Source organism: Streptomyces agglomeratus, assembly GCF_001746415.1.
Taxonomy (GTDB): Bacteria; Actinomycetota; Actinomycetes; order Streptomycetales; family Streptomycetaceae; genus Streptomyces; species Streptomyces agglomeratus.
Genome location: NZ_MEHJ01000005.1, coordinates 1 through 12665 on the forward strand (window position 1 = coordinate 1; position 12665 = coordinate 12665).

Consider the following 12665-nt stretch of genomic DNA (forward strand, 5'->3'; position numbering starts at 1 on the left):
TGGGTGTGGTCCGGGCTGTGGGCCTGGGCCTGCAGGTGCGTGTACAGCGCGCTGTACTGCTGGACGTCGGCCGGCCTTTCCAGGCAGAGGCCGCTGGTGAACCTCTCCAGGTACACCACTGCTCCCCTGACGGTGGGGTCGTTGTTCGCCGCCATGGGCGGTCTACCTCCAGCTCCAAGCCACTGCGCGTGCCAGCAGGTTGGCATGGAGCACCGGCAGTTGATCACGCGCCGTGCCGCCGGATTCGGCGGGGGCACGAATGGATTGTGACGATGTAATTTGCCGTTCGGTGGCGCCCAGTGCAGAGCAGTGCTCTACAGGGCGGACCGGCGTGCTTCGCCTCTTCGCGCTGTTGCCGCCTGGACCTCGCCGCGGTCACCATGCCAGGCCTTCGCGCACCAGTGGCCGCCGACGGCGGGCAGCCAGCCGCACACGGGTAACTACCTGCGATTACGTAGGTGATCTTGATCCAGTGGCTGATGGCCCGTTGACGTGTCCGAGGGTACGTCAGCCGCGCAGCCGAGAGGCGGTGGGTCACGTGGCCGGCAGGCGCGCGCATTGGCGGCAGGCGCGGGCCGAGGCTGCCACCACGGCGTGCGACGCGGCTGCGAGTGCGCCGGCGAACGCGAGCAGTGGCCAGTTCGTGGCCAGGACGGAGGCGGTGGCGAGCGCGAGCGTCGCGACCGCCATGGCAACGCTGGCGGTAGTACCGGTCCATGCGACCGCGAGGGGCAGCTGGTGCGGAATGGGCAGCCAGCGGGCGAGGGTGCCGGTGGTGGCCAGCGTCGCCGCGGCGAGTAGTGCTGCGACGCTGGCAACACCGGCCAGATGAACGGCCAGTAGCTGAGCCGTGCGTGGCAGCTGCCAGGGCTGATCGTGGTCGGTGGTCCAGGCCAGGTACCAGCAGGCGACCAGGAAGGGGGCGGTGAGGGCGACGGCCCGGGCGGTGTGCCGGGCCTGGGTGATGGTCAGTTCCCGTTGGCAGCTCGGCACGAGTTCGTCGAGGGTCCCGAACTCTCCCACTGCTTGGTGGGCGGCGCGCTGGTAGGCCATTCCTTCGCGGGTGTGCGCCTCTACCGTGTCCGCGAGGCCGTCGTGTATCTCCTCGATCATCCGGGCCTTGATTCGGGCCGGGCCGTGCAGGGCGGCTGTAAGGGCCGCGATGTAATCCTCGATGGGGTCGGCTTGCCGACTGGTGGCGCTCATGTGGCAAACCCGGGCGGTGCGGCGGGGTTCAGGACCGAGCCGATCGCTGTGGTGAACTCGCTCCACGCGGTGCGCTCGCTGGCCAGGGTGTGCCGTCCGGCGTCGGTGAGTTCGTAGCATCGCCGTCGCCGTTCACCAGAAGATTGCCAGCTGCTGCTCAGCAGCCCGAGCCGCTCCAGCCGGTTCAAGGCCGGGTAGATCGTGCCCGTGCGCAGCTCAAGTGCGCCCCTGCTGCGGTGTTGGACCGCGGCGATGATCGCGTAGCCGTGCAGCGGGCCTGGTTCAAGCACGGCCAGCAACAGTCCGTCCAGGTGCCCTCGCACCGCGTCTGCCCTCATGAGTAGGCAGCCTACCCAAAATTGCTGTAGGCAGTGTATGTATTGGCAGCCAACATATTTAACGCTTCTGCTCGGAGGAATCCGCAGTGACCAAGGTGCTGCTGTCCGTACATGTCCTCGCGGCGATTCTGGCGGTCGGATCGATCACGGTGGCCGCGTCCATGTTCCCCCGCTACGCGCTGCAGGCATCTGGCGGCCAGGATCCGGACGGGCGAGCCGCCGGGATCGCCGCACTCCTGCACCGGATCTGCCGCGGCTACGCTCTCGCCGGTCTCGCCGTGCCGGTCTTCGGGCTCGCCACCGGAGCCCTGCTCGGCGTCCTCACCGACGCCTGGCTGATCGCATCGCTCGCGTTGACCGTGATCGCCGCGGCCATCCTCGCCATGGCCATCCTGCCCGGCCAGCAGCGCCTGCTCGCGTTGACCCAGGACTCAGCGCCCCAGGACGGGCAGCGTCCCGCGGCGACCCGGCTGACCATGCTCACCGGCATCTTCAACGTCCTCTGGGCGATCGTCGTCATCCTGATGATCGTCCGTCCTGGCTCGACCACGGGAGCGTGATCCCCGTGCACATGTTGCGGATCGCGGCCGGTGCCGAGACCGCCTCCTTCGCGGTTCTGCTGGGCAACCTGCTCACCACACACACGCAAGCGATCACGACGCTCGTCGGCCCGCTGCACGGCACGGCCTACCTCGTCGTCATCGCGGCCACTTCGATGGCCCCGTCTGCCGCCTCGACGGGCGCCCGATGGCGCTCCGCCATCCCGGGAGTCGGCGGACTGCTTGCCCTACGGCGGATCAACATTCGTACCCAGGGAAGCCAACCTCTTACACGCAATGCCCAGGAAGGGTGACGTGATGGACAACGCATACGCTGAACTGCTCTTTCCTCGTACCGGCGTAGCACTGAGCGCGATGCGCTTCGTGAAAGGCATCGAGGACCCAGCAATCTTCAACCACAGCATGCGCAGCTATCTTTACGGGCGCTTCCTCGGAGAGCAGCAAGGCCTGCAACCCGGCCGCGACTATGACGACGAACTGCTGTTTCTGGGTTGCCTTCTGCACGACGCCGGACTCAGCCCCGAGGGCAACGGCGATCAGCCCTTCGATATTGACGGCGCCGACCTGGCCGCCCGCTTCCTCACCGACCAGGGGTGTCACCCGAGAGGGTCGAGGTCATATGGGATGCGATCGCCCTGCACCTGCACTACGAAATCGCCATACGCAAACGTCCCGAGATCGCGTTGGTGACGGCCGGCGCCGGATTCGACCTTGGCCCCGAGGGGCCCCACACCCTCCCGGCCGGCTACGCAGACCGCATCCATGCCTCGCTGCCCCGCCTCCACGCCGCGCCCGTGCTCTACGACACGATCGTCGGTCAAGCACTCGACAAACCGCACAAGGCCCCACCATTCAGCATGCCCGGCGAACTGGTTCGCCAGCAGACCCAGGAGGTCTGGCCTACCTGGAAACAACTGATGACTCAATCCCCCAGTTGGAATGACTACGACGGCTACCAACCGAAGGCGTGAGCACGGGTACCCGGACAGCCGCCGCATGCCGAGGCCCTGGTCAGAGCTGAAGAGCGGGCTCGGGCGGGCGTGTCGCGCTGTCCGAGGTGAGAGATCGGGGGCGTTCCCTACTGTCGTCGGGCGGTAGACGCGCAGGTCGTTGTCCTGCTGCCGCATGACCGCGACAGAGACCCCGACGGCGTGTACTCCACCGGCGCCCGCCGAAGCGATCGACCCCCGCACCCTTACCCCCACCAGTAAGGGGCGCAAGACCGAACGCTCGGAGGGCGGCCCGCCCTCTTCCGCCATGCAAGAGCTCGGCATAACGCTGCCACTGTAAAGACCGGAGCCTTGTGCCGGGCAGTCCGCCAGCTCTCAGTACGGCTGACGTTGCTCAAGCCTCGTCCCATTGACGCTGTTGACCAGAGTGCGCCTGCCAGTACGGCGCATGCAGAGGCAGGTCAGTGAGCCGGGGTGGACTCTCTGGACCCCCTTACGCGCGCACGTGCGTTCAGGTCCTCGCGGGCCGCGACAGAGGCCGCGAAGAGCCTGCGACGCGCAGGTCTGGCCGCGACGGCATCGCGGCCAGACCTTGATCTCTGTGCCCGGAGAGGGCCCCACCCCGGCCCCCGGGCTGCCGGCGAAGGGCCGGGCCAGCGTCCCGGGCGCGGCGGGCCACCGTCCTCGGTCGGCCGGTGGCCTCCGTCACCCGCTGCTCGCCGTCGACTTCGTCTTCCGGCCGCAGGCGAGCCTGGTGGTGGTATGGGCCCTGGGGGACGACAAGACGCGGCGGATCATCGAGCGTGCGCACGAGCGGGCCATCGCCGCGACGATCGCTACTTGTAGTTGGCCATTGTGCGCTTCAGTTGGCCACCTGATACTCAGGCGGCGCGCGGCCGTACCCCAGCCCAGGGGCCACCGACGTCGCTAGTTCAGCTGTCGATCGGCGAGCCATCGGGACTGTGCCACGTCGTCGCTTCCCACGGTCAGGCCAGCTCTGGCGGCGGTGTAAAAACGGTCCCGACCGTCGTCGGCCCGACGCACGGCAGCCACCCAGTCGAAGTCAGGTTCGGCGAGATCCCGTGCCGCCCGTTCCAGCTGCAGGACCGCCCACCGCCATTCGCGCGCGGCAGCCACCGTGTCAGCATCACCCAGCAAGAGCACCCCCTCCACGCTTTGGTCCGCTGGGCATCCGCTTCGGCCAGCAGCTCAAGTCCGGTGGTCCGATCGATCGGATGCGCCCGTGACGAGGGCCGGGACGGCGCCGTTATGCGGTGCGCAAGTAAGTGGACCTCTTTGAGTGCGCGAGCGTACTCGGAGTAGGCATCCAATCGTCGCTCGTCCCACCGTACTGAAAGGGCTCGCGTCCACTGCGCTCTGTCATTGAGGCGGGTTGTGAGGAGCGTTCCGAAGGCGCCGACGATGACACCGATGAGTGCTGGCAGTTGACTGAGGAAGGTAGTCACTTCCGGAGCTTGCCCCCGTCATCGCAGAGCCGCACCGGTTGAGCGCGATTGCAGCGATGGGGCGGGTAAACGCTCACGTGCGCGGCCACCTGGCGAGCCCAGAGCGGCCAACTAGCGTGCCCGACCACACCGCCACTCTCGCGCCTGCGTGGTGAGCGTGACTCCAAAATCGAACGCATGGTCTAATTTGAGTCATGGCGCATTCCACGCTCCCCGACGACCTGGCGCAGGCGCAGTACGACTGGGGCCGTACGTACACCGCGCTTGCCGCTGCCCACCCACGCGGCACCACGGCGCTGCGGCGTCGCTTGCTGCACCTCTCCAACCGGCTCTTCTGGCATCCCTTCTGGTCCACCCCGGCCGGACATCGACCGCCGCCCGGGCCGCCCTGTCCCAGCCGGTACGCGCCCACAAACGAGGGAGGGATGCGCCGTGATGGGTCACCTGACCGTGAGGCAGGAGCAAGTTCTGGCCTGTATCCGGGAGTGGATCTACGAGCACGGGAGGGGCCGACGGTTCGCGAGATCGGTCACCGGGTCGGCCTGTCCAGCACCTCGTCCGTGCAGTACCAGCTCAAGCGGCTTGAGCAGCAGGGCGTGATCTCGCGCAGTGGCAGCCGCTGGCGCTCCTACCGATTGACCTGAAGGCGGGGCACCGCCATGTCCGCACCGTTTGATCTCCCACCGGACCTGTCGCGCCTGCGCGTGCTGGAGACCTTCCTGCTCGCGATCCTGGCCCGGGTGCGGGAGCGGATCCGGCACCTGGAGCAGCAGGCTGTCATCCACGAGAAGATCGAGCGGCAGAAGCCGCCGCCGGAGTGGACGGTGCAGATCAGCATCAACGGGCACACGCCCGTCGCCGTGCACGTCGGCGCGTGTTCCATGGGCGGAAGCGAGGTCCGCAGCAAGGCGATCAGCCGGCAGGACGCGATCCAGGCCCTGCACGACGGGGTCAGCGCCTGCACCCTGTGCCGCCCGGACACGGAACTGGGCATCCTCGAGTAAGACGGGCTGACCTAGGCGCTGGACTTACGCCCCGTCGTCTTCTTTGCCGCCGACTTCTTGCCCGGGGCCTTGGCCGCTTCTTGGCGGGCGCGTTCGCGGCTTTGCGTTCTACGTGCCCGGCCATGTCATGGACGCTCGCATCATCGCCGCCCGCGCCGCCCGCGCGGCCTGGACCTCGCCGCGGGCCTGGCGTGCGACTCACGGATTCGAGCAGTGCGGACATGAGGTCGACGACGGGCCGCGGCCGGCTCGGGCTGAGCCCCTTCGGGCTTCGCACCCTCGGCCTTGGCGCGGATCAGATCTTCCAGGGCTGCGCGGTAATGATCACGGAAACCACTGAGGTCCTCAACGGCCATGGCCTCCATGAGGTCGACGGCCGCCTCGATCTCCTCGTCGGCCACGGGCACAGGCTTGGGGAGCAAGGACTCAGGGGAGCGGATCTCGTCCGGCCACTTCAGGCTGTGCAGGACGATCGCGTCCTCCTTGATCCGCAGCAGCCCGAGGCGCTCCCGGTTGTGCCACGCGTACTTGGCGACGGCGACCTTGCTGGAGCGCTCCAGGGCCTGGCGGAGCACGTAGGGCTTCGCTGCGACGGCGCCGTCGGCTGCCAGATAGTAGGAGTCGCCGATGCGTACAGGGTCGATGGACTCGGCCGGCACGAAGCGACGATCTCGATGGCCTTCGCGGTGGGCAGCGGCATGCGTCGAGCTCGGCGTCCGTGACCTCGATGATCGTGTCGCGGGAGATCTCGTAGCCGCGCCCGATCTCGCCCTGGTGCACGACTTGCCCGTCCAGCTCGCAGACCTTCTGGTACCGGATCCGACCGCCATCGGCCTCATGGAACTGACGGAAGGCGATGCTGTGGTTCTCGGTGGCGCTCAGGACGCGACAAGGGATGGTCACTAGGCCGAACGAGATGGCTCCACTCCAGATGGGGCGTGGCATGGCGGGCCTCCAGCGGTGGGGATCGCCTAAAACGGACACCGCAGTGGGCGTGGGGGCGGGCCCGGACACTCCGCCGGGTGAAACGTCGGGATGGTCGCTCTCACCGGGCGAGGCGACGACGAGCGGGTCTCCGCAGAGGCCCACTACCCCGATCCGGTTTGCGCGAGGGCGAAGGTGCGCGAGTCGTCGTCGATCACCCCCGGTGTCGTCCTGTCGTTAGCTCCGGCCGGGTGGAGGATGGGTCTTGATGATCACCGCTGACCCTCGGGAGGGGACCATGGCCGACGTCTGGGTGCTCAGTCCAAGTCACAGCGAGCCGGAGAAAAGCCGTCTGATCCGTTCCGACGCCATCACCTACCTCAGCACGTCCGCCGAGGAGCTTGTCGCGGCCCGCGTCGGATCGGACGACACTGTGTCTGGTTCACCGGGCCACCCAGGGCGGCAGAGACCTCCCCGACGACTTCCACCTCGCCTACCTGGCCAAGCTCGCCGTGGCCCGCGGGCGGGCCCGCGTGAGCGAGGAGGACCTGGTGCTCCTCGCCGACACGGACGCCAACGGCGCGGAGCTTTGGCCAGCCTGACTTTCGTATCAGCTGGCCCTGCCAAGGGGGAACCGGACGCATTCGCCGAGCAGTCCCCCGCACCGGGCGGGGATTCGCTGGCGTCTGGCCTGGTCAGCGTCCGGTGAGCCGGTGGAGCGCGGGAGCACTGACGCCGCCGCTGTGCCGGCCGGCATGGGGGTGAGAGCCCTGAACGGGGGCAGGGCCCCCACAACGCGGGTCCGTGGGGACGGATATGCATGCACGCGTCAGCGAACAACGACCACCAGGGCGTCACGGTCACTGCCTGCCCGGAGTGCGCTGTGTCTTAAGCGTCGTGAGTCTCGGGCTGCAGAAGGCGCGTCTTGTGGGCACCCGGGCAGGCAGACCAGACATGACTACGCCGCTTCCGCCCGGTCAGCATCAGCGTCCAGCTCATGCACATGCTTCAGCGCCATCCGCTGATCCACCCTCTTGCCCACCTCAACCGTCTCCCAGTACGGATGCGTCGACACCACAGCCGACAACTCAAGGAGCTCACGACGCAGGCGGGCGACCTCCACCTTCTGCACGTCGGTGTACCCAGGGCTGGGCGGCAGGCTGCGGGGTTCCCCGTCGCTGTAGAGAACCTTCGGAGCCGTCCACCCCTCCGAGGGCTCCACCGACCAGGGAGAGTGCGGCCGAGGGCTTCGTACTCCGCCCAAGTCTGGTGCAGGCGCAGCTGAGCCGCGCGAAGGTCTTCGGGAAAGTCGTACGTAGCCACCCCAGAATGCTACTCGTGTTCGATTTCCTAAGGCCAGCAGGCGCGCCCAGACCACGGCGATCAGCCCCCTGGCCGATCCCGCGTCGCGGGTGCATGCCCGCCATCAAGGTGGGCGGCCGGATGTGGTCCTCGCTGCCCCCAGCAGACAGGACCCTCGGCCCGTCTGCTGACACGAGCGCCCGGTACACCGAGGGGGACTTGCAGCACGCGGTAGGCCGCGGGCAGCAGGTCGAGGTCGGCGACGACCCCAACGCCTGCGCCCGGCTGATCCCCAGCTCGGCCTGCGGGTACTCACCCGCCGTAGCCCAGGGCCACCCACACCCGCGCCCGGTGCGCTTCGCGCACCCGCTGCGCCAGCACCACAGCCGCCCGCTGCGCTTCGCCGATCGCCGCACGCAGCTGCTCGGTCAGCCGGACCGCATGTACCCGGCCCACCGGCTCCAGCCCCGCACCCTGACCCTGCTCATCCGAGGAAGCCACAGCTCCATGGTGCTCCCCGTGAGCCCGGCCGGGCAGGGGGCACGAGAAGCACGCGCGCTGCCGGCCGGTAGGAGGGTGAGGGCCCTGTCGGTTGTCACGAGAACGTCAGTGGGTCTGCCACGGATATGTCAGTGGGCTTTCCTTGACCGCGGTGGGGTCGCGTGTCGGACGGCATGGAAGATTTCAGTAGCGCACGATTCATTTCAGGACGCCTTTCAGTGCCGCAGCGAAGATGGCAGTGCGGACTCGGACGCTCGATCGGCAACTATCCGGTCGTGCAGGATCGTCCTTCGGGTATGCCCCACCCGAGCTCCGAACCGTCCCCAACTCCGCCTGCCTGGCCGCACTGTGGCCACGGCACCACGCCGGTGGACCCCGTCGGCTGCCGCGGCATCCACGTCCCCGGCCACACCGCATGCCTCGCCCACCTGGACGACACGGACCGCGACGCCTACCTGGCCGGCCTGACCCCCGGCGCCGACATCGACCACTGCGGCACCACCTTCACCCAACCTCTTCTGGACGCCCTCCTCGATGCCCTCCGCGACCCCGCCACCGGACACCCCCACTTCGGCGACGCCGGGTTCGGGTCGGCGACCTTCCAGGGCCGCGCCCTCTTCGGGTCGGCCACCTTCCGGGGCGACGCCATGTTCGAGTCGGCGATCTTCGAGGGCGACGCCGGGTTCAGGTTGGCTACCTTCGAGGGCTACGCCATGTTCGGGTCGGCGACCTTCCAGGGCCGCGCCCTCTTCGGGTCGGCGACCTTCGAGGGCGACGCCGGGTTCGGGTCGGCGACCTTCCAGCGCGACGCCGGGTTCTGGTCGGCGACCTTCGAGGACTACGCCGACTTCGAGTCGGCGACCTTCGAGGGCGACGCCGGGTTCAGGTCGGCGACTTTCCAGGGCGGCGCCGGGTTCGGGTCGGCGACTTTCCAGGGCGGCGCCGACTTCGGGTCGGCGACCTTCGAGGGCGACGCCGGGTTCAGGTCGGCGACCTTCGAGGGCGGCGCCGACTTCGAGTCGGCGACTTTCCAGGGCGGCGCCGGGTTCTGGTCGGCGACCTTCCAGGACTACGCCATGTTCGGGTCGGCGACCTTCCAGGACTACGCCATGTTCGGGTCGGCGACCTTCCAGCGCTACGCCATGTTCGGGTCGGCGACCTTCCAGAGCGATGCCCGGTTCGGGCAGGCGGTTTTCGAGCAGTCGGTCAGCCTCGGGCCGTTGGTGTGCGCGGGGCGGATGAAGTTGTCCGGCGCGGTGTTCGGCGGCCCGGCGACCCTCTCCTTCGCCGCACGCCGCCTGGAGTGTCGGCGGACCCGCTGGTCGTCTACCGCCGAGTTGCGTCTGCGCTACGCCACGGTGGACTTCGCCCACGCGGTCTTCGAATACCCCCTCACGATCGCCGCGGAAGCCGACCCCTTCGTTCTCCCCGACGGCCAGCCGGTGGCAGAACAGGCTCTGGCCGACGCGCCCGACGCCACGGTGCGCATAGCCTCGCTGCGTGGCGTGGACGCGGCGCATCTGGTCCTCGCGGACGTCGACCTGTCGGGGTGCCTGTTCACCGGGACCGTGCACCTGGACCAGCTGCGGCTGGAGGGCAACTGCTCCTTCGATGCAGTCCCGCCGCGTACGCACTGGGGGCGCTGGCGCCCCGTACGGTTCACCCAGCGCCGTACCCTCGCCGAAGAACACCACTGGCGCGCGAGCCGGCCGGCGGCAGTCCGGGGCTGGAACGTGGCGGTGCTCGGAACTGGACGTGTCGGGCCGTTGCAACTGGCGCCGGTGTACCGGGCGCTGCGCAAAGCGTTCGAGGATGGCAAACACGAGCCGGGGGCGGCCGACTTCTACTACGGGGAGATGGAGATGCGCCGCCACGCCGACCACATCCCCCGAAGCGAACGGAGCCTTCTGACCGCTTACTGGGCACTGTCCGGCTACGGTCTGCGCGCCTCCCGGGCCCTGGGCTGGCTCGCTGCCGCCATGCTCATCACCATCATGCTGCTCGTGGGCTTCGGGCTCCCGAAGGATTTCCCGAAGCAGGAAGCGACCGGCACCGTGCCGCCCGGCGGAGGCAAGGTCACCTTCGAGATCGACAAGGCTGATCCCCAGAACCCCACGGGGACCGGTTCACCGGCGAGCGCTTCGAGAAGGCCCTGAACGTCACGCTCAACTCGGTGGTGTTCCGCTCCTCCGGCCAGGACCTGACCACCACCGGCACCTACATCGAGATGGCGTCCCGCGTGACCGAGCCGGTCCTGTTGGGCCTGGCGGTCCTGGCCGTTCGTAACCGCGTGAAACGCTGACCTATCGCCCGACGGCCAGGTCCAAGCAGAGCGCCGCACTGAAACAAATGGTGCGCTCGCTCGGTCAGATGTCGCCGCACCAGAGATTTCAGCGCCCAGGTCACCGGGCCGCCAACTGGCGTGGTGCGCGGATCATGCTCTCCTTGGAAGAGCCGATCTCGCCGCGGCTGGCATTGGTGATGAAGCCGAGGCGTCGGTAGAACGCGTGCAGCCGATCCGGGGCCCCGCCGAAATTGCCGCTTGGACCGAGCGCCACCGGCACACCGTGCAGGTCGGCCGCGGCGGTGATGCGCTCCATGACGCGCGTGCCGATCCCGTTCCCTCGCTCGCTCTCCGGGAGGACGATCCAAAACAGCACGAGATACGGACCGCGATCGAGTCCGAGTTCAAGCCGCACGCTCGGGTTGCTGGTCCGTATCCCCTCGGCCAGGGCATCGGCCCATGACTTCGGTGCTTGGTCCATGAACGCTCCTTTCGATTCGATCGGGCGGCAATCGGCGAAGTGTCGTCTGCCACGAAAACGTCAGTGGCTTTGCCGCGAGGTGTGTCAGTGGGGTTAGCCGACCGAGGCGGAGCTGTGTGGAGTGCGGACCATGCTCTCCCGAGGAGAGCCGATCTCGCCGCGCCTGGTGTTGGGGACGAAGCCGAGACGTCGGTAGAACGCGTGCAGTCGGTGCAGGTCCCCGCCGAACGTGTCGCTCGGGCTGAGCGTGATCGGTACACCACGGACATCGGCGGCGGCGGTGATGTGCTTCATGACTCGGGTGCCGAGCCCTTTGCCCCGTTCGCTTTCGGGCAAGAAGATCCAGAACAGCACGAGGTACGGACCACGATCGATCCCGAGTTGAAGGCGTACACCCGGGTACCTGGTCTGGATCTCTTCGGCCAGGGCGTCGGCCCATGCCTCCTGCGCCTGGTCGGTCACCGGCTGCCGCCTTCGAGCTGGGCCGGGACGCGGGAGGTCCGCAGCTCCTTGAGCTCCGGGATGTGGTTGTAGAGGGTGCCCACCGAGACGCCGAGCAGGGCCGCGATGGTCTCGATGCTGTTCTCCGGGTTGGGCAGCATGTCGCGGGCGGCGCGCAGCAGGTTGTCGTTGACGACGGTGGGTCGGCCGCCGACGCGGCCGCGGGCCCGCGCGGCGGCCAGGCCCTCGTTGGTGCCCGACACGATCAGTTCCCGGATGAATTCCGCGAGGGCGGCGAAGACGTGGAAGATCAGCCTTCCGCCGGGGTGGTGGTGTCGAGGTTCTCGTGCAGGGAGGTGAAGCCGATCTGCCGCTTACGGAGTTCGGCGACCATGTTCACCAGGTCCTGGAGGCTGCGGCCGTACCGGTCCAGGGAGGGGACGACGAGCGTGTCCCCGCTCTGGAGGAAGGCGTGGCACGCCTTCAGCTCCGGGCGCAGGTCGTTCTTCCCGGACTTCTTCTCAGGAAAGATGCGCCGGCATCCCGCGAGGGTGAGGGCGTCGATCTGCCGGTCGAACTTCTGCCCGCCGGTGGAGACCCGGGCGTAGCCGATCCGGATCTCGCTGGAGCGGAGGGGGAAGACGGCGAGGAGGTCGTCGTCCGCGGCGAGGACATCGGTCAGGTTGGTCACTCGCGTCAGTGTGCCGTCAGCGGCGGCGCCGGGGCGGACGATCGTGAACGCCGGCAGGGCCCTGACACGCCCGGGCCCTGCCGGTCACCGAGGACGGTCAGGTGCAGCAGTCACATCCGGGGCGGCAGCCGCACGCGTCCGCCTCACCGCCGGCGGACGGTGCCACCGCGGCGGTGGGTGCGCAACAGCCCTTGCCCTGCCAGGCGTCGCGGCCTTCCTTGACGGCGATGGCGGCAATGACCAGGGCGGCGATCGGGTCGGCCCAGGACCAGCCGAGGGTGGCGTTGAGGACCAGGCCGACCAGGAGGACGGCGGAGAGGTACGTGCACAGCAGGGTCTGCTTGGAGTCGGCGACCGCGCTGGCGGAGCCGAGTTCGCGGCCGGCCTTGCGCTGAGCGGCGGACAGGAACGGCATCACCGCGAGCGAGAGAGCGGCGATGACGATGCCGGGGATGGAGCGTTCGGCCTCGCCGGTGCCCGCCAGCGCCCGGACGGCGTCGAGGGTGACGTACACGGC

20 protein-coding genes and 3 pseudogenes are annotated in these 12665 nt (G+C 68.6%); 9 read left to right on the plus strand and 14 right to left on the minus strand.

Annotated elements, in window-relative coordinates:
* From AS594_RS47735 to AS594_RS40240, 3 genes are all read right to left on the minus strand, one after another.
* Positions 1-206 (minus strand): Scr1 family TA system antitoxin-like transcriptional regulator (locus AS594_RS47735; RefSeq protein WP_338120241.1); only part of this gene is annotated, 206 nt, incomplete at its 3' end.
* Between the two features lie 328 nt (positions 207-534).
* The gene (locus AS594_RS40235; protein ID WP_069935921.1) at positions 535-1206 is read right to left on the minus strand and encodes a permease prefix domain 1-containing protein; all 672 of its coding nucleotides are present in this window, start codon (positions 1204-1206) and stop codon (positions 535-537) included.
* Positions 1203-1544, minus strand: coding sequence for a PadR family transcriptional regulator (locus AS594_RS40240; protein WP_069774349.1), 342 nt, complete (start codon positions 1542-1544; stop codon positions 1203-1205). The genes AS594_RS40235 and AS594_RS40240 overlap by 4 nt, the downstream gene beginning before the upstream one ends.
* A gap of 86 nt (positions 1545-1630) precedes the next feature.
* Between AS594_RS40240 and AS594_RS40245 the strand changes: the two genes are divergently transcribed.
* Positions 1631-2104: a DUF2269 family protein gene (locus AS594_RS40245; protein ID WP_069935922.1), complete on the plus strand. Its 474-nt coding sequence runs from the start codon at positions 1631-1633 to the stop codon at positions 2102-2104.
* Entirely contained in the window at positions 2101-2397 is a 297-nt protein-coding gene (locus tag AS594_RS40250; RefSeq protein ID WP_338120204.1) for a hypothetical protein, read from the plus strand. Before AS594_RS40245 ends, AS594_RS40250 begins: the two co-directional genes overlap by 4 nt.
* Here the strand turns inward: AS594_RS40250 and AS594_RS45665 are convergent.
* Positions 2372-2704 carry a hypothetical protein gene (locus AS594_RS45665; RefSeq protein ID WP_206281784.1) on the minus strand — a complete coding sequence of 111 codons (333 nt, stop codon included), beginning with the start codon at positions 2702-2704 and terminating at the stop codon, positions 2372-2374. The genes AS594_RS40250 and AS594_RS45665 overlap by 26 nt on opposite strands.
* On the opposite strand from AS594_RS45665, the gene AS594_RS45670 reads away from it, so the two are divergent.
* Together AS594_RS45670 and AS594_RS47135 are read left to right on the plus strand one after the other, a co-directional pair.
* Complete coding sequence (locus AS594_RS45670; RefSeq protein WP_206281785.1) at positions 2698-3075, plus strand: hypothetical protein; 378 nt, start codon at positions 2698-2700, stop codon at positions 3073-3075. The genes AS594_RS45665 and AS594_RS45670 overlap by 7 nt on opposite strands.
* A gap of 132 nt (positions 3076-3207) precedes the next feature.
* Positions 3208-3394 (plus strand): annotated as a pseudogene (locus AS594_RS47135) (DUF6009 family protein); the annotation flags it as partial.
* A 587-nt stretch (positions 3395-3981) separates the two neighbouring features.
* Here AS594_RS47135 and AS594_RS43715 read toward each other — a convergent pair.
* Complete coding sequence (locus tag AS594_RS43715) at positions 3982-4191, minus strand: hypothetical protein (RefSeq protein WP_141747279.1); 210 nt, start codon at positions 4189-4191, stop codon at positions 3982-3984.
* A 523-nt stretch (positions 4192-4714) separates the two neighbouring features.
* Between AS594_RS43715 and AS594_RS48330 the strand changes: the two genes are divergently transcribed.
* Both AS594_RS48330 and AS594_RS40270 read left to right on the plus strand, forming a co-directional pair.
* A complete protein-coding gene (locus AS594_RS48330) occupies positions 4715-5164 on the plus strand; it encodes a LexA family protein (RefSeq protein ID WP_420877932.1) in 450 nt (149 codons plus the stop codon).
* A gap of 15 nt (positions 5165-5179) precedes the next feature.
* Entirely contained in the window at positions 5180-5524 is a 345-nt protein-coding gene (locus AS594_RS40270; RefSeq protein WP_069935784.1) for a DUF6233 domain-containing protein, read from the plus strand.
* A gap of 140 nt (positions 5525-5664) precedes the next feature.
* Here the strand turns inward: AS594_RS40270 and AS594_RS47420 are convergent, their stop codons facing one another.
* Both AS594_RS47420 and AS594_RS47425 read right to left on the minus strand, forming a co-directional pair.
* On the minus strand, positions 5665-6183 hold the full coding sequence (locus AS594_RS47420; RefSeq protein WP_276207492.1) for a Ku protein: 519 nt from the start codon (positions 6181-6183) through the stop codon (positions 5665-5667).
* Positions 6184-6277: 94 nt separating this feature from the next.
* Positions 6278-6469, minus strand: a pseudogene (locus AS594_RS47425) (Ku protein); the annotation flags it as partial.
* 380 nt (positions 6470-6849) lie between these two features.
* Between AS594_RS47425 and AS594_RS40280 the strand changes: the two are divergent.
* Positions 6850-7050, plus strand: coding sequence for a hypothetical protein (locus AS594_RS40280; protein ID WP_069936359.1), 201 nt, complete (start codon positions 6850-6852; stop codon positions 7048-7050).
* A gap of 356 nt (positions 7051-7406) precedes the next feature.
* Here AS594_RS40280 and AS594_RS47140 read toward each other — a convergent pair whose 3' ends face one another.
* Both AS594_RS47140 and AS594_RS44270 read right to left on the minus strand, forming a co-directional pair.
* Positions 7407-7580: a hypothetical protein gene (locus tag AS594_RS47140; RefSeq protein WP_240509425.1), complete on the minus strand. Its 174-nt coding sequence runs from the start codon at positions 7578-7580 to the stop codon at positions 7407-7409.
* 482 nt (positions 7581-8062) lie between these two features.
* The gene (locus AS594_RS44270) at positions 8063-8251 is read right to left on the minus strand and encodes a hypothetical protein (protein ID WP_141747207.1); all 189 of its coding nucleotides are present in this window, start codon (positions 8249-8251) and stop codon (positions 8063-8065) included.
* A gap of 296 nt (positions 8252-8547) precedes the next feature.
* On the opposite strand from AS594_RS44270, the gene AS594_RS40290 reads away from it, so the two are divergent.
* Together AS594_RS40290 and AS594_RS47740 are read left to right on the plus strand one after the other, a co-directional pair.
* Complete coding sequence (locus AS594_RS40290) at positions 8548-10407, plus strand: pentapeptide repeat-containing protein (protein ID WP_338120239.1); 1860 nt, start codon at positions 8548-8550, stop codon at positions 10405-10407.
* Positions 10408-10424: 17 nt separating this feature from the next.
* Positions 10425-10553: a hypothetical protein gene (locus AS594_RS47740; protein ID WP_338120240.1), complete on the plus strand. Its 129-nt coding sequence runs from the start codon at positions 10425-10427 to the stop codon at positions 10551-10553.
* A 100-nt stretch (positions 10554-10653) separates the two neighbouring features.
* On the opposite strand, the gene AS594_RS40295 is transcribed toward AS594_RS47740, so the two are convergent.
* The 5 genes and pseudogenes from AS594_RS40295 to AS594_RS40310 form a co-directional block, all read right to left on the minus strand.
* Positions 10654-11016: a GNAT family N-acetyltransferase gene (locus tag AS594_RS40295; protein WP_069931507.1), complete on the minus strand. Its 363-nt coding sequence runs from the start codon at positions 11014-11016 to the stop codon at positions 10654-10656.
* Positions 11017-11109: 93 nt separating this feature from the next.
* The gene (locus AS594_RS40300; protein WP_069931506.1) at positions 11110-11478 is read right to left on the minus strand and encodes a GNAT family N-acetyltransferase; all 369 of its coding nucleotides are present in this window, start codon (positions 11476-11478) and stop codon (positions 11110-11112) included.
* Positions 11475-11720 (minus strand): hypothetical protein, encoded by a 246-nt coding sequence (locus tag AS594_RS48335; protein WP_420877933.1) that lies wholly within the window; start codon positions 11718-11720, stop codon positions 11475-11477. Before AS594_RS48335 ends, AS594_RS40300 begins: the two co-directional genes overlap by 4 nt.
* Positions 11721-11732: 12 nt before the next feature.
* Positions 11733-12148 (minus strand): annotated as a pseudogene (locus AS594_RS48340) (recombinase family protein); the annotation flags it as partial.
* A 97-nt stretch (positions 12149-12245) separates the two neighbouring features.
* A partial coding sequence (locus tag AS594_RS40310) for a cation efflux transmembrane domain-containing protein (RefSeq protein ID WP_167368184.1) occupies positions 12246-12665 on the minus strand: 420 nt, incomplete at its 5' end.

Excerpts from the sequence above, each read along its gene's own strand:
- AS594_RS40235 (WP_069935921.1), bottom strand. The coding sequence starts at position 1,206 with ATGAGCGCCACCAGTCGGCAAGCCGACCCCATCGAGGATTACATCGCG.
- AS594_RS40240 (WP_069774349.1), bottom strand. The coding sequence starts at position 1,544 with ATGAGGGCAGACGCGGTGCGAGGGCACCTGGACGGACTGTTGCTGGCC.
- AS594_RS40270 (WP_069935784.1), top strand. The coding sequence starts at position 5,180 with ATGTCCGCACCGTTTGATCTCCCACCGGACCTGTCGCGCCTGCGCGTG.
- AS594_RS40290 (WP_338120239.1), top strand. The coding sequence starts at position 8,548 with ATGCCCCACCCGAGCTCCGAACCGTCCCCAACTCCGCCTGCCTGGCCG.
- AS594_RS40295 (WP_069931507.1), bottom strand. The coding sequence starts at position 11,016 with ATGGACCAAGCACCGAAGTCATGGGCCGATGCCCTGGCCGAGGGGATA.
- AS594_RS48330 (WP_420877932.1), top strand. The coding sequence starts at position 4,715 with ATGGCGCATTCCACGCTCCCCGACGACCTGGCGCAGGCGCAGTACGAC.